Source organism: Geobacillus thermodenitrificans subsp. thermodenitrificans DSM 465 (assembly GCF_000496575.1).
In the GTDB taxonomy this organism is placed as follows: Bacteria; Bacillota; Bacilli; order Bacillales; family Anoxybacillaceae; genus Geobacillus; species Geobacillus thermodenitrificans.
In genome coordinates, this window is the sequence record NZ_AYKT01000002.1 from 100,398 (window position 1) to 120,501 (window position 20,104).

Sequence of the window (20,104 nt, forward strand, 5' to 3'; positions counted from 1 at the left end):
TGATATAGTACGTGTAATTATTAGAATATTCTATCAAATGATTCGGAGTGAATTTGAAACCGGACATTGTCAGTGCTCATTACAGATAATAAACTTTCAAATTCACTCCTTTGTTTAAAAGCTAAATTATTAAACGGAATACTGTTGTATGAATGGTTTAGCAATTAAAAGATCAATAATACAATGTCTATTTAATTACGAGGAGGAGATATAATGAGAATAGCAATTGTAGGAGCAGGTTCACTTGGTACGATTATTGGTGCCCTTTTAACTGAAGGCGGACAAAATGTTGATTTGATTGATGCGAATGAAGAAAATGTAAAAGCGTTGAATGAAAACGGTGCACAAATAACAGGATTTATTAAAAAACATGTAAAAGTAAACGCCTTAACACCAGAACAGTTGGAAGATAAATATGATATTGTATTCCTTTTAACAAAGCAAATGTATAATCATGTGGCATTAAATCAATTACTTCCACACTTACATACAGATAGTGTAGTCTGTACACTTCAAAATGGTGTTCCAGAAGACAATGTTGCTAATATTGTCGGAAAACATAGAACAATTGGCGGGGCTGTTGGATTTGGAGCTACTTGGCTAAGACCGGGAGTTTCAGAATTAACAACTGAATGGGATATCGTTCAAAAGTTTGCGTTTGATATAGGTGAACTAGACGGAAAGATTACACCTAGGGCTCAAAAAATTGCAGAAATTTTAAGTTTGGTTGGTCATTGTAAAGTGTCTGATAATATTTTAGGAATTAAGTGGGCAAAACTTTTGATGAATGCGACATTTAGTGGGATGTCTGCAGCTTTAGGATGTACATTTGGTGAGGTTTTATTCAATGAAAGAGCAATGTATAGTCTTGCTCATATCGCTGATGAAACCATTAAGGTTGCCCGAGCGTTAGGAGTCAAAATGGTGCCCATGCAAGGTAAAGATTTTGAATTTCTTGAATTAAAGGATGAAAAAGATATTCCGAATAAAATGGATTTTTACAAAGAAGTTTGGACCCCACATGCAAAATTAAAAGCAAGTATGCTGCAAGATCTGGAAAAAGGAAAAAAAACAGAGATTGACTACATTAATGGACATGTAAGTGCAAAAGGTCGGCTTGTTGGAATGAAAACCCCTTATAACGATCTAGTTGTGGAATTAGTAAAAAAGGCCGAAGAACAAAAAATCGTTCCAGATTTCTCTGTCAATATCGAAAGATTTGATTCATTAAAGGTTAAAAGGTAATAAATAGAAATTAAATTGTGGATGATTGTAATAACATGGTATAGTTATTGAGTTGTGAAAAAGAATCCGATTATCAAATCAGAATCCTTTTTCATAATAAAATTTAAGACAATAGATGTTTTTTATTTTTTAGGTTAAAAAATACGGAAGAAACGAAAAGGCTGATAACAGTCACAGTGTTCAAAACTTCTTTACAGGCTCTCATATAAGGATTTTAAAAAAGAAATGATAATGCGTGGAGCGACAATGCGACTTAATTCCAACTTTAACCGAAGAACATCGTATCTGAGTTGGTTATTTAGGCCTCAATGGTATCAGTGGATAAAAATTTATATTTAAATCAACAGCTGTCCACATAAAATTTTAGCTTAAATCTATCGCGTTGGTTCTAAAAACATTATTTCGTAAAAATGAATATAAACGAAAAACCCCAAAACCTTTGTAGTTCAAGGGTTTTGGGGTTTTTACATGTTGAACTATAGAACCTGGCTTTATTAACGCGAGTAGAACTCAACGATGAGCGCTTCGTTAATTTCTGCCGGCAGTTCAGAACGCTCCGGCAAGCGAGTGTACGTGCCTTCCAGTTTTTCTGGATCGAACGTCAAATAATCTGGAACGAAGTTGTTCACTTCGATCGCTTCTTTAATGACTTGCAAGTTGCGCGATTTTTCGCGGACAGCGATCGTTTGTCCCGGTTTTACGCGGTAAGACGGGATGTTGACGCGGCTGCCGTCAACTAAAATGTGACCGTGCGTCACGAGCTGACGAGCTTGACGGCGCGTACGAGCCAACCCTAAACGATAAACGAGGTTGTCCAAGCGCGATTCAAGCAAAATCATGAAGTTTTCGCCGTGTTTACCCGGCATTTTGCCCGCTTCGTCAAACGTTTTGCGGAATTGGCGCTCGTTGACGCCGTACATATGGCGCAGCTTTTGTTTTTCTTGGAGCTGCAAACCGTACTCCGACAATTTTCTCCGTTGGCCTGGGCCATGTTGACCAGGCGGATACGGACGTTTTTGCAATTCTTTCCCCGTGCCGCTTAACGAGATGCCGAGGCGGCGGGAAATTTTCCATGTTGGGCCAGTATAACGAGCCATGTTTTGCTCCTCCTTATGCTTTTATTCCCGTAAAATAAAAGCAGACGTGCGCCAACAATTATGGCCATTTTGTTTTCATGTATCCTCGCTCTAGCAGCTAAGAGTTACACGATACACCTCGGAGCACCGAGGAACAAAATGAACCATAAAGGTGTGCACAAAGGCTGCTATATTTTACACAAAGGCTATTATATGATTTTTAAAGGGCAAAGTCAATATTTTAATTTCCTTCTTTGCTGCTTATATGATATAATAAAAGATGAAATTTTTAGAAAAAAATGCTACTCATTCTTTCGCTTTAAAGTGATGATATCAGTTCAGGTGGAAAGACAATGAAACAGGAAGAAACGAAACGATATGAATCGTTTAAGCGGGAATTTTTCCACTGGTTTTTAGCGTTTTCGGGGGATGAGCCGTTTTCTGTGGCGGCGGGCGAGCTGCTTGTGATGTTAAAAGAAGAGTTGGCGTTGCAACAAGCCGTATTGTATTTGTTTGACCCATCCTGTGACGCCTTTTGCCCAGAAGCAGCGGCAGGCAGGATGCCGGCGGCAGAATCGATCGTGGCAGAGGAAAAGCAGGAGATCGTCGTGATAGATGATGGCGGGCCGTGTATAGTTGTCCGCCTCTTTTTCCTGCTTTCTGAAGAAACACGAGCGATGCTTGAGCTTATGTATGGAAAAGAGCGCCACATCGACCGTGAATGGTTGAAAGTGCTGAGAACGGATTTGTCTTCATTGTTCCGCAAGTTGAGTGCGCTTTCGCAACGAACGAGCGAGGAGAATCGGTATGAGCAGTTGCACCGTTTTGCAGCGAAAATCCATTCCACCATGCAAATTGACGATGTGCTTGAAGAAATTATCCGCACGCTGCAAAATGTTTACCCAGCGTTTACATACCATCTCCTCTTATCGCATGATAACCATGTGTGCGGGAATTTGCCGATTAAAACGCTTGCCTTGGATGAAAGCGAGGGGCAACCGGCGGCACTGCGGGCGTTTTTGACCGGACAGGTGCAATGTGAGGAGACAGCCGCACCGCCGCGTTCAGTGCTATATGCCCCCATTAAAGGGGTGCAGGCCGTATACGGGGTGATTCAAATCATTGCTCCGTATGCCGCCCCATTTCCAAAGCGGGAAATCAATTTTATTTCGTTGTTGGCGGGAACGGCGGGAAGGGCGTTGGAAAACGCCAAACTGTATGAGCAATCGCGCCGGCTCGTTGCCGATTTGCAACTCATTAACGATACGATGCGTCAGCTGAATGCCCGGCCGCGGCTGTGTGAAGCGATCGAGTATATGGTGTCGCAAATCAAAGAATCGTTTGGCGCGGACGAGGTCGGCTTTTTCTTGTTTGCTGACGGCAAACGTGAGCTTCTTCGAGGAAGCACACCATTTTTTTATAATGACTTGTCGGCGCTGTATGTCGAATGGGTCGAAGCACGGCTTCTAAGCGGAAATGATATTCTATTTGCCGGCGATGTACGCACGTCCGATTTCGGACCGTTTCGTTCCATTATGGCGGCGCCAATGATGCAAAATAAAGAAATGAAAGGCGTCTGTATCGTGCTTGCCTATGAGACGTATCGATTCACCTTTGAGATGTTTAAACTGCTGCAATCGCTCGTCCAACACTCGACACTGGCGTTTATGAATGCGATTTTGCGCGAAGAACTTGAGAAATTGGTTGTCACCGATTATTTGACGAAGCTGTATACGCGCCGTTATTTAGATGAGGCGATCCAAAAATCGATGGAAGAGGATGCGTTAGGGTCGTTTCTTTTAATTGATATCGATAATTTTAAGCAGATCAACGATACTTATGGCCACCAAACCGGCGATGATGTGCTCGTTCAAGTGGCGAAGATGATCCGCACTAACATTCGCGATGGCGATATAGCGGCGCGCTGGGGAGGAGAAGAGCTCGCCGTCTATTTGCCAAAGGTGGCGCTTTTGGATGCGATAGCGATTGCGCGCCGCATCGTTGAAAAAGTGAGAGAGCATACGGTCCCGTCCGTGACCGTTTCATGCGGTCTTTCATCGTGGAGACGACAGGATCATGATGATGCAGAACAGCTGTTCAAACGGGCTGATGCGGCGCTGTATATGGCAAAAGAAACAGGGAAAAACACCATTTTCGTTCATGATGGTGACCATCTATATAGAGGGTGAAAAAGGAATCCGGACAGGCGGATTCCTTCTTCGCGCTCACCGCTATTTTCGCTTATTCTGAAACGAGCACGCTGGCGAATTGCTCTAAATAGCGGCGGTCAATGTCATCAAAGCGGTTCTTGATCGGGCTGTCGATATCAAGGACACCGATGACGCGACCTTCCTTAATGAGCGGCACGACGATTTCCGATTGGGATGCGGCATCACAGGCGATATGGCCTGGGAATTGGTGCACATCGGGAACGACGACCGTCCGCCGCTCGGCAGCCGCTGTGCCGCACACGCCTTTGCCGAACGGAATGCGCACGCATGCTGGCAATCCTTGGAACGGACCGAGCACAAGCTCATCGCCATCTGCCAAATAAAACCCGACCCAGTTGATGTCGGTGAGAAACTGGTTGAGCAGGGCGGAAGCGTTCGCCAAGTTGGCGATCATGTTCGGTTCGCCGGCGATGAGCGCCTTCAGCTGCTCGATGACGAGCGCATAGTTTTCTTCGCGTGTCCCGTTGTAGGTTAGTTGATGAAACATTTGTTCGCCCTCCTTTTTGACCCATTTTATGACGACGCTTGGCGATTGTCAATCGAAAGCGCCTCGTGATCCATCACGTCCCGCCCTTGATGCAGGTCGGCTGCACGATGAGCGTCCGAGCCGTAAACGATCGGAATGCCACGCCGCCGCGCTTCAGTGATGAGGTGATTGGGCGGGTATGGCTCGAGGCAGAGCGGTTTGGCAGCGCCGGCGCCGTTATAGTCGATCTCATAGCCGAACTGCTCTATGTCATCGAGAATGGCGAGAACGAGGTCAGTCATCGGATCTGGGCACGGAAAGCGACGCCAAAACTTCCGCACAAGCGTTAGATGGCCGATGCGTTTCGGCTTATAGCGGCCCATGTCGGTGCGGATCGACTGGCGCACCGTTTCGTAATAGGTGCGGTGAACATGTTCGACGGAACCGAACAGGCGGACGATGTCGGCGAACATGTCAGCACTGTAGTCAATGCATACATATTGACCTTTGTGCGCTAAAAAATGGACCGATAAAATGCTGTCATCAAGCAGCGGTCCAACTTCATCGAGCAATCGAACCGTTTCTTCCTCCCAGCCGGGGATAAAGTCGACCTCAAGTCCGACGCGGATCGTGATGTCGTTTCGGTAGCGCGCTTTTACATCAGCCACAGCGGCTAAATAGCGTTCAAGCTGACGGCGCTCCATCGCGCTATCCCGATCCGGCGTCGGATCAACAAACCGCTCTGGCAGCGGGGCATGTTCAGTGAAGGAAATGTCGGTATAGCCGAGCACAATCGCCCGTTCCACATATTGCTCAAGTGGGTCAGGACTTCCGTGTGGACAAAACGGTGTATGAATATGGCCGTCACGCAAGGCGGTTTTCCCCCTTTCCCTTGTATCATAGCAAAAATCTTGAAGATTCTTGTAAAAAAAATAAAAATTTTGGTCAAAAAATGTCGTTAACATGGTATCATAAAAACATTGAAAAACATATATTTTTGCCTTCTCCGCCGTATTCATTCATTTCGGAGTAGCTTGAGTGCAAGGGGGCATTCGTGCATGGAAATCGTATGGATCGTTCTGCTCCTCGGCGCAGGAGTAATCATATACAATCATATGTATCGGAAGAAGATGTACCGGGAAATCGACCGGCTTGAGGCATGGAAAATCGAACTGATGAACCGGCCGGTGCCGGATGAGTTAGCGAAAGTGAAACAGCTGAACATGACCGGGGAAACGGAGCAGCTGTTTGAACGGTGGCGCCAACAATGGGATGAGATCGTAGCCGTGAAGCTGCCGAATGTCGAAGAACAGCTGTTTGATACCGAGACGTTTCTGGACAAATACCGGTACCGGCAGGCACGCAAGTTGATTGGGCAAATTGAGGATGGGTTGCGTCGCCTTGAGGAAGAGGTGCATCAAATCATTGATGAAGTTAACGAGCTGATCGGAAGCGAAGAGCAAAGCCGGACGGAAATCGAAGAGCTGCGCGCTGTCCATCGGGAGGCGAAGAAAACGCTGCTTGCTTATCGGTATACGTTTGGGGCGGCTGCCGATTTGCTTGACGTCCGCCTAACCGAGGCCGAAAAGCAGTTTGAGTCGTTTGCCAAATTGACGGAAGCCGGCAACTATTTGGCAGCGCGCGGTGTCGTCCAGGAGCTGAAGCAGGAGCTTGACAGCCTGGCGACGATGATGGAAGAGATTCCGGCGCTGCTTAGCGAGTGCCAAACCTCTCTTCCCGCCCAGTTGGCCGAGCTTGCTGACGGCTATCGGGAAATGGAGCAAAGCGGGTACATACTCGACCATTTGCACATCGAACGCACATTGGCAGAAAAACAGGAGAAAATCGGACAATGCTTAGCGATGATTGGCGAGCTGCGCATCGAAGAAGCGAAGCAAACCGTCGCTGAGCTGAAAGAAGAAATTGATACGCTATACGACTTGCTGGAAAAAGAAGTGCTCGCTAATCAATACGTGCAAACGGAAATGCCGCGCATTGGCGGCATGCTTACGGAGTTGGCTGCCGAGGCAAAAGAAACGAGCGCTGAAGCGATGTTTGTTCAACAAAGTTACCATCTGCCGCCAAGCGACCTTGAAAAATATCGAAGCATTGAAAAACAGATGCATCAGCTGCAGAAGCGGTTTTTGCTGATCGAAGACCGCGTCGCTGAGGCGAAAACTGCCTATTCTTTGCTCAGAGAGGAGCTGGAACAGCTCGTCGGGCAAATTGACATGATGAAAGAAGAGCATGAACAGTTTCGGTTGATGCTGCAGGCGCTGCGCAAAGACGAATTAATTGCCCGTGAAAAGCTCGACGACATGAGAAAAAAATTGTCCGAATCGCTTCGCCTCGTGCAAAAAAGCCGACTGCCGGGGCTGCCTGAGCCGTATGCGCTTGAGCTGACGGAAGCGAAAAACAGCTTGCAAAATGTGGCCGCCCGCCTCGAAGAAAAGCCGCTCGACATGCCGGCGGTCGACCGGGCGCTCGAAGAAGCGAAAGTTTCGGTTGAACGGCTTTATGAGCGGACAGTCGAAATGATTGAACAGGCGTCCTTGGCTGAACGGACGATTCAATATGGCAACCGCTACCGCCGCCGTTATCCGGCGGTTCACAAAGGGCTTGAGGAGGCCGAGTTTTTGTTCCGTCATTACGATTACGAAGAGGCGCTCCGGCAGGCGGTGGCCACGATTGAAAGTGTCGAGCCAGGCGCGTTTGACCGCGTGCAGAAGCTTTGGCAGGCGGACAACGAGGACGAACAATGATCAAAACCCGATAATTATCGGTGAAAACCGATATTTATCGGGTTTTTGGTGAATACTGTAAGTACGTGTGTGTTTTCAGCTCGGTTTTATGTTATTATACTATGTATGTACATTTGCCGATCATGAGCGGAGGATGGAAACAATGATTTACCTTGATAACAGTGCGACGACCAAACCGTTTCCAGAAGTGATCGATTCGTTTGTCAAGGTCGCGACGGACTATTTTGCCAATCCGTCTTCGCTTCATGAACTGGGCATGAAGGCGGAGCGACTGCTCACGCAGGCACGCGAACAAATCGCTGCCATGCTGCGGGTCAAAGCGAACGAGGTCGTGTTCACGTCCGGTGGAACGGAAGCCAACAATTTCGCCATTAAAGGAGTGGCTTGGCAATATCGGCGGCGCGGCCGGCATATTATTACGACGGAGATCGAGCATCCGTCCGTTGCTGAGCCGTGCCGTCAGCTTGAGGAGCTCGGCTTTGAGGTGACGTATTTGCCGGTCGACCGCAACGGGAGAGTGTCGGCGGAGCAAGTCGAGCGCGCGCTGCGCGATGATACGATTCTTGTTTCAATCATGCACGTCAATAACGAAGTCGGCACGGTGCAACCGATTGAGGAAATCGGTGCGCTTCTTGCCCGCTACCCGAAGACGCTGTTTCATGTCGACCGGGTGCAAGGCATCAGCAAAGTGCCGCTTGATTTGAAAAAGGCCGGCGTCGATTTAAGCACGATATCGGCTCATAAGTTTCACGGATTGCGCGGTGCCGGGGTGCTTTACGTCCGCGAAGGTGTCCGCTTGACGTCGTTGATTGCCGGCGGCGGGCAGGAAATGCGGCTCCGGTCCGGAACGGAAAATGTGGCCGCCATTGTCGCGATGGCGAAAGCGCTGCGCCTCGCTATGGAGAGATACGAGCGGGAGATCGACCGGCTCAAGGCGTTAAAAGACGAGTGGCGAACCGCTCTTTCCACCATTCCGGAGATTGAGATCAACACGCCGCGCGACGGTGCTGCGCCTCATATTATTAACTTTTCCTTAAAGCGCGGCATGAAGCCGGAAGTGTTCGTCCACGAACTGGCGAAAAGCGGCATTTACGTCTCGACAACATCGGCTTGTTCGTCGAAGAAAAAGGCGCCGAGCAAAACGCTGGTGGCGATGGGGCTTGGGGAAGACCGTGCTGAGCGCGGCATCCGCGTCAGCTTATCGTTTGACAACACAAGCGAAGAAATCGCGCCGGCAGTGGCTGCCATGAAACAGGCGATCAAAACATTAAGCGAGGTAACGGGATAACATGGAAATGAAGTATGACCGCATTTTAATCCGTTATGGGGAAATGACGACAAAAGGAAAAAACCGCAATATTTTTGTTCGACGGCTAAAAAACAACATCGCCCGCAAACTGCAGGCGTTTCCTCGGATCAAAATTGAATATATGCGTGACCGAATGTACATTTTATTAAACGGTGAGCCGCATGAACCGATTATCGACAAGCTGAAAACGGTGTTTGGCATCCACTCGTTCAGCTTGGCGATGAAGTGCGAAAACGATTTAGCGGCTATTAAAGAGACGGCGCTCGCTGCTGTCCGGCAGCTTCCATACAAAGGAAAAACGTTTAAAGTGAGCGCCCGCCGCGTCGATAAACAGTTTCCGTACCGAAGTGATGAGCTTAATCATGAAGTTGGGGCACATATTTTGCGGCAGACGGAAGACTTAACGGTCAATGTGCGCCAACCGGATATTGATGTGCGCATCGAAGTACGCCAAGACGGAACCTATGTTACGTGCCATGACATTTTCGGCGCTGGCGGCTTGCCGGTGGGGACGAGCGGCAAGGCGATGCTCATGCTCTCAGGCGGCATCGACAGCCCGGTCGCCGGGTATTTGGCGATGAAGCGCGGTCTCGAAATCGAAGCCGTTCACTTTTTCAGTCCGCCGTTTACAAGCGAGCGGGCAAAGCAAAAAGTGATCGATTTGGTGCGGAAACTGACCGCGTACGGTGGAAAAATCAAGTTGCATATCGTACCGTTTACCGAAGTGCAGCAAGCCATTTATCAAGGGGTTCCAAACGAATATTCGCTGATTTCCACTCGGAGGGCAATGCTAAAAATTACAGACGCCTTGCGCCGCCGCCAGCGGGGGTTGGCGATCGTCACTGGTGAAAGCCTCGGCCAAGTTGCGAGTCAAACGCTTGAAAGCATGTACGTGATTAACGAAGTGACCAACACACCGGTTTTGCGCCCGCTCATTTCGATGGATAAAATGGAAATCATCGAGATTGCTAAGCAAATCGACACCCATGATATTTCCATTCTTCCATATGAAGACTGTTGCACCATTTTTACGCCGCGGGCGCCAAAAACAAAGCCGAAAAAAGAGAAAGTGCTTCAGCACGAGAGCCAGCTTGATCTCGCTCCGCTTCTTGAAAAAGCGATCAATGAGACGGAAACCATCGTGATTGATGAAGAAGCTGGACAGGCTGACGAGTTCACTGCGCTGTTTTAAATCTCAAAATTTACCAAACATGTTGTTGCATATTGCTGTCTGTTTTCACACATTCTATACGTACAAAGGAGGTGAAAACAGATGGCACGCAACAACAACAGCAATCAATTGCTTGTTCCGGGCGCACAACAAGCGCTTGAGCAAATGAAATATGAAATCGCCCAAGAATTCGGCGTCAACTTAGGCGCTGACACGACATCGCGCGCTAACGGTTCGGTCGGCGGCGAGATTACGAAACGTCTTGTCGCTATGGCGCAACAACAATTGGGCGGTGCACGTCAATTCTAATTTTATAATGATGGCTTACGCGGCGGGGAGCTCCCCGCCGTTTGTTATGACAAAAGTATTCAAAATATAATAATTATTTTGTATAATAAAAGGTGTCGGAGACGGCAAAATGAACAGAAGAGGGGGAGAGGAACGATGAAGCGGGAAGAACTGATCGCTCCTGAGCGCTACAATTTAACGTCCGAAATGGAACGGCATGCGGCAGCACATCCGGAGCGAATTGCTTTAAAATGGGAGAATGAGCGCGGCGAAACGAAAGAGATTACATACGGTCGCCTCATGGCGCGCGCTAACCAAATTGGAAACGCTTTCTTATCGCGCGGGCTGGAAAAAGGGGATAAAGTGCTTGTCATGGTTCCGCGGCTGATTGAAGCGTATGAAGTATATTTAGGGGCGCTCAAAGCCGGGCTTGTCGTCATCCCAAGCTCGGAGATGCTGCGGACCAAAGACTTGGAATACCGATTGTCCCATGGAGAAGTGAAGGCAATCGTCGCCTATGAACCGTATCTCGACGAATTCGTTCCGATCGATGGCGTGGACAAGCTGTTGAAATTTTCGATCGGTGAACACGAGCATGACGGTTGGGTTCGGTTGGACGCGGCGATGGCGGCGGAAAGCGAAACACTCGCAGCGGCCGACACATCGCGCGACGATATGGCGTTTTTATCTTACACATCTGGAACGACCGGCAATCCGAAAGGGGTCGTCCATTGCCACGGCTGGGCGTACGCTCATTTGCGCACGGCGGCGAAAAACTGGCTGTGCATTGAAGAGACGGATCTCGTTTGGGCGACCGCTGGACCGGGGTGGCAAAAATGGATTTGGAGCCCATTTTTATCGGTGCTCGGTTCGGGAGCGACCGGGTTTGTCTATTACGGCCGCTTTGAGCCGGAAAAATATTTGCAGCTGTTAGAAAAATATCAAGTCAACGTGCTTTGCTGCACACCGACCGAGTACCGTCTGATGGCGAAAGTGCCGGATATCGGCCGCTACGACTTATCGCATTTGCACAGCGCCGTGTCGGCTGGCGAGCCGCTCAACCGTGAAGTGATCGACACGTTTGCCAAACATTTTGGCATCCAAGTGCGCGACGGTTATGGACAGACGGAAAATACATTGCTTGTCGGTGTCATGAAGGGGATGGACATCAAACCGGGATCGATGGGGAAACCGACGCCGGGCAACCGTGTCGAAATTATCGACGAAAACGGCGAACCGTGCCCAGTCGGCGTTGTGGGAGATATCGCTGTTCATGTAGAAACGCCAGCCTTATTTAAATATTACTATAAAGATCCGGAACGGACGGCGATGCAGTTCCGCGGTGACTATTACATTACCGGCGATAAGGCGAGAAAAGACGAAGACGGTTATTTCTGGTTTGAAGGCCGCGGCGATGATATCATCATCAGCTCCGGTTATACGATCGGCCCGTTTGAAGTGGAAGATGCGCTCGTCAAGCATCCGGCGGTAAAAGAATGCGCGGTTGTCGCCAGCCCGGATGAAGTGCGCGGTCATGTCGTCAAAGCGTTCGTCGTGCTCCGTGATGGAGTCGATCCAAACGATCCATCGCTCATTCCGGCGCTGCAGGAACATGTCAAACAATTGACCGCTCCATACAAATATCCGCGCAAAATTGAGTTCGTCGATGACTTGCCGAAAACCGTGTCGGGAAAAATCCGCCGCGTCGAGCTTCGCGAGCGGGAAGCGCGCCTTGCAGGCCGCTCTTCTTAAACACCGTGAGAAGGCGTGTGAAACACGAGCTTAACGAAAAGACGTCAGAACTGCCTGTCTTCCTAAAGGATGAAGGGGAAGCAGGGCGTCTTGAAGCCATCCGCCAAATGAAAGAGAGGGTGTCCCGAAAGCAACGGGGACACCCTCTCTCTATTTGCACCGAACACTTCCACAGATCTGATATCGGAGACCTTTCCCGCGGTTTATAAAAAGACGCGCTTCACTTTATCCCAGAACGAATTGTCTTTCAGCCGTACGGTTTTGATGACCCGATCGCTCAGGCGGATGTCGATTTGTTCGATATGTTGGATGCTAAGCGCCTCGTTGTCGAGGCCGATGATCGGAAAATGGCTCGTTTCTTCCGACATTTTCAGCGTCAGTTTCCGCTCGCCGCTTAAAATGAACGGCGAACCGAGCGTCCGGTAGCGGTTACTGTTGAGCGAAGCGAGCTCGCTCACTTGGAAACACGGCAAGAGCGGATCAACCACTGCTCCGTGCACCGACTTATTGTAGCCGGTGCTGCCGGTTGGGGTCGAGACAATAATGCCATCGCCGCGGAAGGTTTCAAAATGCAAGTCGTCAATAAAGACATCGATGGCCATCGTTTTAATGATTTGCGAACGAATGGAACATTCGTTTAGGCAGAAAAAGGAGGCGGTGCCATCGATCGTCACTTCGATGATTGGGTAACGCCGTACTTCTAATTTCCAGTTTCTCGCCGCTTCAACGATATAATCGATATGATCAATTTGGAAATCACAATAAAATCCGCGTGTCGGTAACGTTGACACACCGACGTATAAACGGTCGGGGTGAAACCCGGTTTGCCGGACCGCCTGCAAAAACGCTCCATCATCGCCGATGCTGACGATAATATTCGCTTCTTGAGCGTCGTCGACCACGACAAACGGCCCGCGTTCCGCCCGTTCAATGAGCGGCTTTACCCGTTCGACCAACTCGTCATCCCGCTTATAAAAAAAATAAAGGCGATTACGTTCCATGTCCATCTTTGCGCCCTCCTATTGGCATCATGCTTAAACCGATGTACAATGAATATTGTACCACGTTTTCCATGATTATAAAAATATGGACAGTCCATGCAAAGGGGGAAGAAAATGAATCGAAAACGGTGGACGGCATTGGCGATTGCTGCCGCGTTATTTATTATTTCTGTGCTTGTTAATGCCGTTGGTATCTTGCTGTCTGATAAGTCCGAAACATGGTCGAAAAATTGGTTGTCGCTTATGGAAGATTCATTTAGCGAGGAAGTGATCGAAGACGGCGATCCGTTGAAAAAAATCGTTGTCTTGGAGGTGAACGGTGTCATTGAAGATACGGGCGAAGCGGAAACGTTCTTTTCCTCGTCGTTTTATAATCATCAAGCGTTTTTGAAAATGATTAAACAGGTGAAAGAAGATGACAGCGTCAAGGCGATCGTATTGCGCATCAACTCGCCGGGCGGCGGAGTCGTTGAAAGCGCGGAAGTTCATAACCAGCTGTTGAAATTGAAAAAAGAGACGAAGAAGCCTATTTATGTGTCGATGGGAGCGATGGCAGCCTCCGGTGGCTATTACATCGCCACAGCGGGTGATAAACTTTTTGCCAGCCCGGAGACGATCACGGGTTCGATCGGCGTCATTATGCAGAGCATCAATTACGAAGGGTTGGCGAAAAAATACGGCGTCGAACTCGTCACGATCAAAAGCGGCCCATACAAAGACATCATGAATCCAGCGCGCAAAATGACGGATGCGGAGCAGGAGATTTTGCAACGGCTGATCAACCAATCGTATGAGGGGTTTGTCGATGTCATTGTTGAAGGAAGAAAGTTGTCGGAAGAAGCGGTGCGCAAACTGGCTGATGGCCGCATTTACGACGGCCGCCAAGCGAAAGCGCTCCAGTTGATTGATGAGTTTGGCTATTTGGATGATACCATTGCAGCACTGAAAAAAGAACATCGGCTTTCCGGTGCTCAAGTCGTGAAATATGTCAGTGATACTCCGTGGAGTTCATTGTTTGGCGTGATATCGAACAATGCTAAGCCAGAAACGGAAGCGTCCGAGCTCATTCGCTTGTTGTCGCGTCCGTCATCGCCACGGCTTATGTATTTATTTAGTGAGTAAAGGAAGTGGGAAGATGACTGATACGCAAGCCATGGCGCCGTCTGCAGCCGAAAGCCTGCCGGTGGAAACAGCCCCCCGCTACGGCGGGTTTTGGCTTCGCTTTTGGGCATATTTGCTTGACATCATCGTCGTTTCAAGCATCAACCGGCTGATCGTTTGGCCGCTGTTTCGCTTGTTCGACTGGCCGTTAGAGAGAGATCATTTGTTTGCGCCGGCTGCGGTGGTGGCGGCGATCATTTTTTACGCTTATTTTGTCTTAATGACGAAAACGTTCGGACAGACGCTTGGCAAAATGGTGTTCGGCTTAAAAGTCGTCGATGAGCGGGGCGTGCCGCTTACATGGCTGACGGTGCTGTTCCGCGAAGTGGTTGGCAAGTTTATTTCGAAAAAACTGTTGTTCATCGGTTTTTTGTTTGTCGCTTTTTCGGAAAAGAAAAAAGGGATGCATGATCAGTTTGCCGATACGATCGTCATTCGCGATTGACGGTCTTTGGTTTGTATCGGCTGATCATCAATGATATCGACCTGCCGCTCCGGCAGGTTTATTTTTTTTCCATATGGTGACAATGATATGGTGAAAGGAAGTGCGGACATTGAGAGGAATAATCATAGCTGTCGTGGTGGTTGCTCTTTTTCTCCTTCTTGTCGCATGGATGAAAGTCGCGGTGACGGTTGTCTTCCGCCATGCTAAAGACGATGATGAGTATAAAATTGTTGTGCGCACGCTATTTGGTCTCATTCGTTACACGATTCGCATTCCGCTCATCAAGCTCGAAACCGAATCGGAGTCGCCCGGTGTGACGTTTGTCCATAAAGAAGGTGTTGGGGGGACGCGAACGAAAAAGGAGAAGAAAAGCAAATGGACACCGAGAGACATTGCTCATTTCTTTCGTCAAGTCAAGCAATTTCTCAAGCAAGTCGTCGACTTGCATGAAATTATGAAACAGTTTTACCGTCATGTAACGATTACCAAATGGGAATGGAGAACAACGATCGGCACCGGCGATGCAGCGTCAACCGGATTGATCGCCGGGCTTGGTTGGTCGTTGAAATACACCATCATTGGTGTGGTGAGCCGCTACACGAAGATGAAAACGGTACCAGTGATTATGATCGTTCCTTCGTATGACCGAGCGGTTTCGGAAACAGCGTTTTTATGTATGTTTCAGTTTCGAATCGGGCATGCTATGTTAGCAGGATTGCGAGTGGTCAAACATTGGAACGGACGACGCTTGCCGAAACGAAAGCCGCTTGCGGCCAAACAGGCAAATGAAGGCTATTAGGAGGAATGAGCATGACGAACCATCCAATCCAAGGGTTAATGACAACAGCGATGGAAAACTTAAAACAAATGATTGACGTCAATACGATTATCGGCGATCCGGTCGAAACGCCTGATGGCAGCGTTATTTTAACCGTGTCGAAAGTCGGGTTTGGGTTTGCTGCCGGCGGCAGCGAGTTTATGCTCGACGGCCAGCAAAACGGCCAAGGAGCTCAAGCTGGCGCAAACGGGCAAAGCGGGCAAAACGGACAAGCCCAAGGGAGCGGGCATCCGTTTGGCGGCGGCAGCGGCGGTGGTGTCTCCATTACCCCGATTGCGTTTCTTGTCGTCAATTCGTCAGGGGTCAAACTTCTCCATTTGGATGAAAGCACGCACTTATACGAGAAACTACTTGATGTCGCCCCGCAGGCGTTTGAGAAAATTCAAGCGATGTTGAAGAAAAACAAGAAAGACGAGGCATCCTCTGCTTCGGCAAATGACTTTGACATTTAGCTGGGCGCTGGACACGTTTTTGTCCGGCGCTTTTTCTAAGTTGTGGAAACCGAAAACAACAGTCTCTGTTGTTTCATCAGATGCTACAAACTATTTTTTGAATGTTCATTCAAATTAACTTTCTAGCGAAGGCAAAACGATTGCAAAAATCTTTTCCGTGTTCTAATATGGAAATAGTACATATTTTTTCTTAAGGGGAGAGAAATGATGGCTAATGTGACGTTTAAAGGAAATCCGGTCACGCTCGTCGGAAACGAAGTGAACGTCGGTGACAAGGCGCCGGATTTTACGGTGCTTGACCAAAACTTGCAAGAAGTAACGCTCGCCGATACGAAAGGACACGTCCGCTTAATCAGCGTCGTTCCGTCGCTTGACACTGGGGTTTGTGATGCGCAGACGCGCCGATTTAACGAAGAAGCGGCGAAGCTTGACAATGTGAAAGTGTTAACCATCAGCGTCGATTTGCCGTTTGCACAAAAACGGTGGTGCGGCGCTGCCGGCATTGACAACGTCCAAGTATTGTCCGACCATCGCGACGTTTCGTTCGGACAAGCGTACGGCGTCTTGATCAAAGAACTGCGCTTGCTCGCCCGCGCGGTGTTTGTCATCGACAGCAATGATACGGTGACGTACGTAGAATACGTGCCGGAAGTGACGAACCATCCGAACTACGAAGCCGCGATTGAAGCAGCAAAAGCAGCGAAATAATGGAAAAAGGCCCCGATCCGTTCGGGGTCTTTTCTTTCCTGCCGACGCTTTTCTTGCCGCACAGGGGGAATCCGGCGTACAATAGCAAAAGGAAATGGCCAGAAAGGTGGGATATACGGAATGATGACGCCAGTTGAGCGGCTGTTCACTGTATTGGATGAAACAGCTCATATTTTGCAGGAAGAATTGCAATGCACGTATTTAGAAGCGGTCGCCGAAACAGGAGAAAATTTGTTTCACGGCGACGTGTTGCAAGACGAAGTGAGTGAATTAAATGCTAAACGGTTGAAAAAACAATATCGCGAACTCATGCTCGACCGGTTTCAAAATGAGGAAATCCGCAAGGCGTTCCAGCTCGCCGTCTTAAAAGGGATGCGCCAACATATCCAGCCGCACCACCAAATGACCCCGGATGCGGTCAGTTTATTTTTGGCGTATTTAGTCCGTCGGTTTACACGCCCGCATTTGGCGCTTACCATCCTTGACCCGGCCGTTGGCACGGCGAATTTATTGACGGCGGTGCTCAACGGTCTTAGTGGCAAACAGGTGAAAAGTTATGGCGTCGATGTGGACGACTTGCTCGTCAAACTCGCGTATGTCAACGCGAACTTGCAAAAACACTCGCTGCAGCTGTTTAACCAAGACAGCTTACGCCCTCTTTTTGTCGAACCGGCCGACGTCATCGTCTGTGATTTGCCGGTCGGCTATTACCCGGATGATGACAATGCGTCTCGTTTTGCTCTAAAAGCGGAAGAAGGGCAGTCATACGCGCACCATTTGTTGATTGAACAAAGCTTGCGGTACACAAAAGACGGCGGTTATTTGTTTTTCCTTATTCCTAATACGTTATTTTCGAGCCCGCAAGCAGAACAGCTGAACCAGTTTCTAAAAGAGACGGCCATCGTCCAAGGCGTGCTGCAGTTGCCGTTGTCGATGTTTAAACATGAACAAGCAGCGAAAAGTGTATTTATTTTGCAAAAGAAAGGACCGATGGCCAAGCCGCCAAAAAACGTGCTGCTTGCCGAGCTGCCGCGCTTTTCGAACAAGACGGCGATGCAGGCAATGATGGAAAAAATCGAGGCGTGGATCGCCAACGAGAAGGGAAGTTGACGGCCTCCAAAAAGGGAGGCCGTTTTCATTTTTCGCAACATAAAAACTTTTTGTTGCAACCGATTACTGAAGGGGGAAGCGCTTGAAAGAAAAACAAGGGGGGCATACAATGAAAAAGGCATAGTGAAATAGCGCCCAAGCGCGCACACTAAAGATAGGTGCGATCGGATTTCGTAAAAAGGAGCTGTTTGGATATATGGCGAAAGTGTTAGCCATTAACGCAGGTAGTTCATCGTTGAAATTCCAATTGTTTGAGATGCCGGCGGAAACGGTGTTGACGAAAGGGGTCGTCGAGCGCATCGGTTTTGACGACGCGATTTTCACCATTGTTGTGAACGGGGAAAAACAACAGGAAGTGACCGCCATCCCGAACCATGCCGTGGCGGTGAAAATGCTGTTGGATAAATTGATTCGCTACGGCATTATTCGGTCGTTTGAGGAAATCGACGGCATTGGCCATCGTGTCGTTCACGGCGGGGAGAAGTTCAGCGACTCCGTGTTAATTACCGATGAAGTCATGAAACAAATCGAGGAAGTTTCCGAGCTCGCCCCGCTCCATAACCCGGCCAACCTCGTTGGCATTCGGGCGTTCCAGGAAGTGTTGCCGAACGTGCCGGCGGTGGCCGTGTTTGATACGGCGTTCCACCAAACGATGCCGGAACAATCATTTTTGTATAGCTTGCCGTATGAGTATTATACGAAATTCGGTATTCGAAAATATGGATTCCACGGCACGTCGCATAAATACGTCACCCATCGTGCCGCCGAATTGCTCGGCCGGCCGATCGAACAGCTGCGCCTCATCTCGTGCCATTTAGGAAACGGCGCGAGCATCGCGGCGGTGGAAGCAGGAAAATCGATTGACACGTCGATGGGCTTCACTCCATTAGCGGGCGTAGCGATGGGAACGCGTTCTGGTAACATCGACCCGGCGCTCATCCCGTATATTATGGAGAAAACGGGAATGACGGCGGATGAAGTGATTGAAGTGCTGAACAAACGAAGCGGCATGCTCGGCTTGTCCGGCCTTTCAAGCGACTTGCGCGACCTCGAAAAAGCGGCATCGGAAGGGAATGAACGGGCAGAGCTGGCGCTTGAAGTATTTGCTAGCCGAATTCATAAATATATCGGTTCGTATGCTGCGCGCATGTGCGGTGTCGACGCCATCATTTTCACCGCCGGCATCGGCGAAAACAGTGATGTCGTGCGCGCGAAAGTGTTGCGCGGTCTCGAATTCATGGGGGTTTACTGGGATCCGGCATTAAACAAAGTGCGCGGCAAAGAAGCGTTCATCAGCTACCCGCACTCGCCGGTGAAAGTGCTCGTCATCCCGACGAACGAAGAGGTTATGATTGCCCGTGATGTGATGCGGTTGGCGCATTTGTAATAGAGCCGGATAGCGCAAAATAAAATGAAGCGGCTCTCTCCTAGCTTCTAGGAGGGAGCCGCTTTTTCGTTGGTCGAAGCGTTTGGCAGGATACCTGCTGTTTTTTGCTATACTTATGGATGAAGACGATAAGCGAAGGAGAGACGAACGATGAGCACGATCGAACATAAGCAAGAAGCCCCGAAAACCGTCCGCTGCAAAGTCGTGACGATCAGCGATACGAGAACGGAAGAAACCGACCGGAGCGGCCGGCTGATGATCGAGTTGCTGACCGAGGCGGGGCATGACGTTGTTGGCTATGACATTGTGAAAGATGAGGAAGCCGCCATTCGCGAGGCGGTGCTCGACGGCTGCCGTCGCACTGATGTCGACGCAGTGCTCACAAACGGCGGCACTGGCATCGCCAAGCGCGACGTGACGATCGAAACGGTGAGTGCGCTGCTCGAGAAGGAGATCGTCGGCTTTGGCGAATTGTTCCGCTTTTTAAGTTATACGGAAGACATTGGCTCGGCGGCGATGCTGTCGCGCGCCATCGCCGGTGTGGCGATGGATACCGCCATCTTTTGCACTCCTGGTTCAACCGGAGCGGTGCGCCTTGCGATGATGAAGCTCATCTTGCCGGAACTTGGACATGTCATGAGGGAGATTCGAAAAGACCGGTAAAGGAAAACGTGTCCGTTCGGTAAGAACGGACACGAAGTT

The 20,104-nt window shown here is 49.2% G+C and carries 19 protein-coding genes; 15 read left to right on the forward strand and 4 right to left on the reverse strand.

Features of this window, described 5'->3' with window-relative positions:
* The first annotated feature begins 213 nt into the window (after nucleotides 1-213).
* The gene (locus DSM465_RS0102905; protein WP_008880903.1) at nucleotides 214-1,245 is read left to right on the forward strand and encodes a ketopantoate reductase family protein; all 1,032 of its coding nucleotides are present in this window, start codon (nucleotides 214-216) and stop codon (nucleotides 1,243-1,245) included.
* A gap of 494 nt (nucleotides 1,246-1,739) precedes the next feature.
* Here the strand turns inward: DSM465_RS0102905 and rpsD are convergent, their stop codons facing one another.
* On the reverse strand, nucleotides 1,740-2,342 hold the full coding sequence (rpsD, locus tag DSM465_RS0102910) for a 30S ribosomal protein S4 (RefSeq protein WP_008880902.1): 603 nt from the start codon (nucleotides 2,340-2,342) through the stop codon (nucleotides 1,740-1,742).
* Between the two features lie 332 nt (nucleotides 2,343-2,674).
* Between rpsD and DSM465_RS0102915 the strand changes: the two genes are divergently transcribed.
* Nucleotides 2,675-4,510: a sensor domain-containing diguanylate cyclase gene (locus tag DSM465_RS0102915; protein ID WP_029760599.1), complete on the forward strand. Its 1,836-nt coding sequence runs from the start codon at nucleotides 2,675-2,677 to the stop codon at nucleotides 4,508-4,510.
* Nucleotides 4,511-4,562: 52 nt separating this feature from the next.
* On the opposite strand, the gene DSM465_RS0102920 is transcribed toward DSM465_RS0102915, so the two are convergent.
* Together DSM465_RS0102920 and hisJ are read right to left on the reverse strand one after the other, a co-directional pair.
* Nucleotides 4,563-5,039, reverse strand: a complete 477-nt coding sequence (locus tag DSM465_RS0102920) for a GAF domain-containing protein (protein WP_008880899.1) — start codon at nucleotides 5,037-5,039, stop codon at nucleotides 4,563-4,565.
* Nucleotides 5,040-5,065: 26 nt separating this feature from the next.
* A complete protein-coding gene (gene hisJ / locus DSM465_RS0102925; RefSeq protein ID WP_008880898.1) occupies nucleotides 5,066-5,890 on the reverse strand; it encodes a histidinol-phosphatase HisJ in 825 nt (274 codons plus the stop codon).
* Between the two features lie 186 nt (nucleotides 5,891-6,076).
* Between hisJ and ezrA the strand changes: the two genes are divergently transcribed.
* The 5 genes from ezrA (at nucleotide 6,077) to mbcS (ending at nucleotide 12,300) form a co-directional block, all read left to right on the forward strand.
* Nucleotides 6,077-7,780, forward strand: a complete 1,704-nt coding sequence (ezrA, locus tag DSM465_RS0102930) for a septation ring formation regulator EzrA (protein ID WP_029760600.1) — start codon at nucleotides 6,077-6,079, stop codon at nucleotides 7,778-7,780.
* Nucleotides 7,781-7,922: 142 nt separating this feature from the next.
* A complete protein-coding gene (locus tag DSM465_RS0102935) occupies nucleotides 7,923-9,068 on the forward strand; it encodes a cysteine desulfurase family protein (RefSeq protein WP_029760601.1) in 1,146 nt (381 codons plus the stop codon).
* Nucleotides 9,069-9,075: 7 nt separating this feature from the next.
* Nucleotides 9,076-10,281 (forward strand): tRNA uracil 4-sulfurtransferase ThiI, encoded by a 1,206-nt coding sequence (gene thiI / locus DSM465_RS0102940; protein ID WP_011887981.1) that lies wholly within the window; start codon nucleotides 9,076-9,078, stop codon nucleotides 10,279-10,281.
* Nucleotides 10,282-10,362: 81 nt separating this feature from the next.
* Entirely contained in the window at nucleotides 10,363-10,569 is a 207-nt protein-coding gene (locus tag DSM465_RS0102945; protein ID WP_008880894.1) for an alpha/beta-type small acid-soluble spore protein, read from the forward strand.
* A 135-nt stretch (nucleotides 10,570-10,704) separates the two neighbouring features.
* Nucleotides 10,705-12,300 carry an acyl-CoA synthetase MbcS gene (gene mbcS, locus DSM465_RS0102950; RefSeq protein ID WP_029760602.1) on the forward strand — a complete coding sequence of 532 codons (1,596 nt, stop codon included), beginning with the start codon at nucleotides 10,705-10,707 and terminating at the stop codon, nucleotides 12,298-12,300.
* A 203-nt stretch (nucleotides 12,301-12,503) separates the two neighbouring features.
* Here the strand turns inward: mbcS and DSM465_RS0102955 are convergent, their stop codons facing one another.
* Nucleotides 12,504-13,307, reverse strand: coding sequence for an NAD kinase (locus tag DSM465_RS0102955; protein WP_029760603.1), 804 nt, complete (start codon nucleotides 13,305-13,307; stop codon nucleotides 12,504-12,506).
* Between the two features lie 108 nt (nucleotides 13,308-13,415).
* On the opposite strand from DSM465_RS0102955, the gene sppA reads away from it, so the two are divergent.
* The 8 genes from sppA to DSM465_RS0103000 all read left to right on the forward strand — a co-directional run bounded on the left by sppA (nucleotide 13,416) and on the right by DSM465_RS0103000 (nucleotide 20,065).
* Entirely contained in the window at nucleotides 13,416-14,423 is a 1,008-nt protein-coding gene (gene sppA / locus DSM465_RS0102960; RefSeq protein WP_008880891.1) for a signal peptide peptidase SppA, read from the forward strand.
* A 31-nt stretch (nucleotides 14,424-14,454) separates the two neighbouring features.
* Complete coding sequence (locus DSM465_RS0102965) at nucleotides 14,455-14,907, forward strand: RDD family protein (RefSeq protein ID WP_223812938.1); 453 nt, start codon at nucleotides 14,455-14,457, stop codon at nucleotides 14,905-14,907.
* 169 nt (nucleotides 14,908-15,076) lie between these two features.
* Entirely contained in the window at nucleotides 15,077-15,706 is a 630-nt protein-coding gene (locus tag DSM465_RS0102970) for a DUF2953 domain-containing protein (RefSeq protein ID WP_087960381.1), read from the forward strand.
* A gap of 11 nt (nucleotides 15,707-15,717) precedes the next feature.
* Entirely contained in the window at nucleotides 15,718-16,197 is a 480-nt protein-coding gene (gene ytfJ, locus DSM465_RS0102975) for a GerW family sporulation protein (RefSeq protein WP_029760604.1), read from the forward strand.
* A 207-nt stretch (nucleotides 16,198-16,404) separates the two neighbouring features.
* Nucleotides 16,405-16,905: a thiol peroxidase gene (tpx, locus tag DSM465_RS0102980; RefSeq protein ID WP_008880887.1), complete on the forward strand. Its 501-nt coding sequence runs from the start codon at nucleotides 16,405-16,407 to the stop codon at nucleotides 16,903-16,905.
* Between the two features lie 120 nt (nucleotides 16,906-17,025).
* Nucleotides 17,026-18,015 (forward strand): class I SAM-dependent methyltransferase, encoded by a 990-nt coding sequence (locus DSM465_RS0102985; protein WP_008880886.1) that lies wholly within the window; start codon nucleotides 17,026-17,028, stop codon nucleotides 18,013-18,015.
* A 196-nt stretch (nucleotides 18,016-18,211) separates the two neighbouring features.
* Entirely contained in the window at nucleotides 18,212-19,402 is a 1,191-nt protein-coding gene (locus tag DSM465_RS0102995) for an acetate kinase (protein WP_008880885.1), read from the forward strand.
* A gap of 150 nt (nucleotides 19,403-19,552) precedes the next feature.
* A complete protein-coding gene (locus DSM465_RS0103000) occupies nucleotides 19,553-20,065 on the forward strand; it encodes a MogA/MoaB family molybdenum cofactor biosynthesis protein (protein ID WP_029760605.1) in 513 nt (170 codons plus the stop codon).
* Nucleotides 20,066-20,104 lie beyond the last annotated feature (39 nt).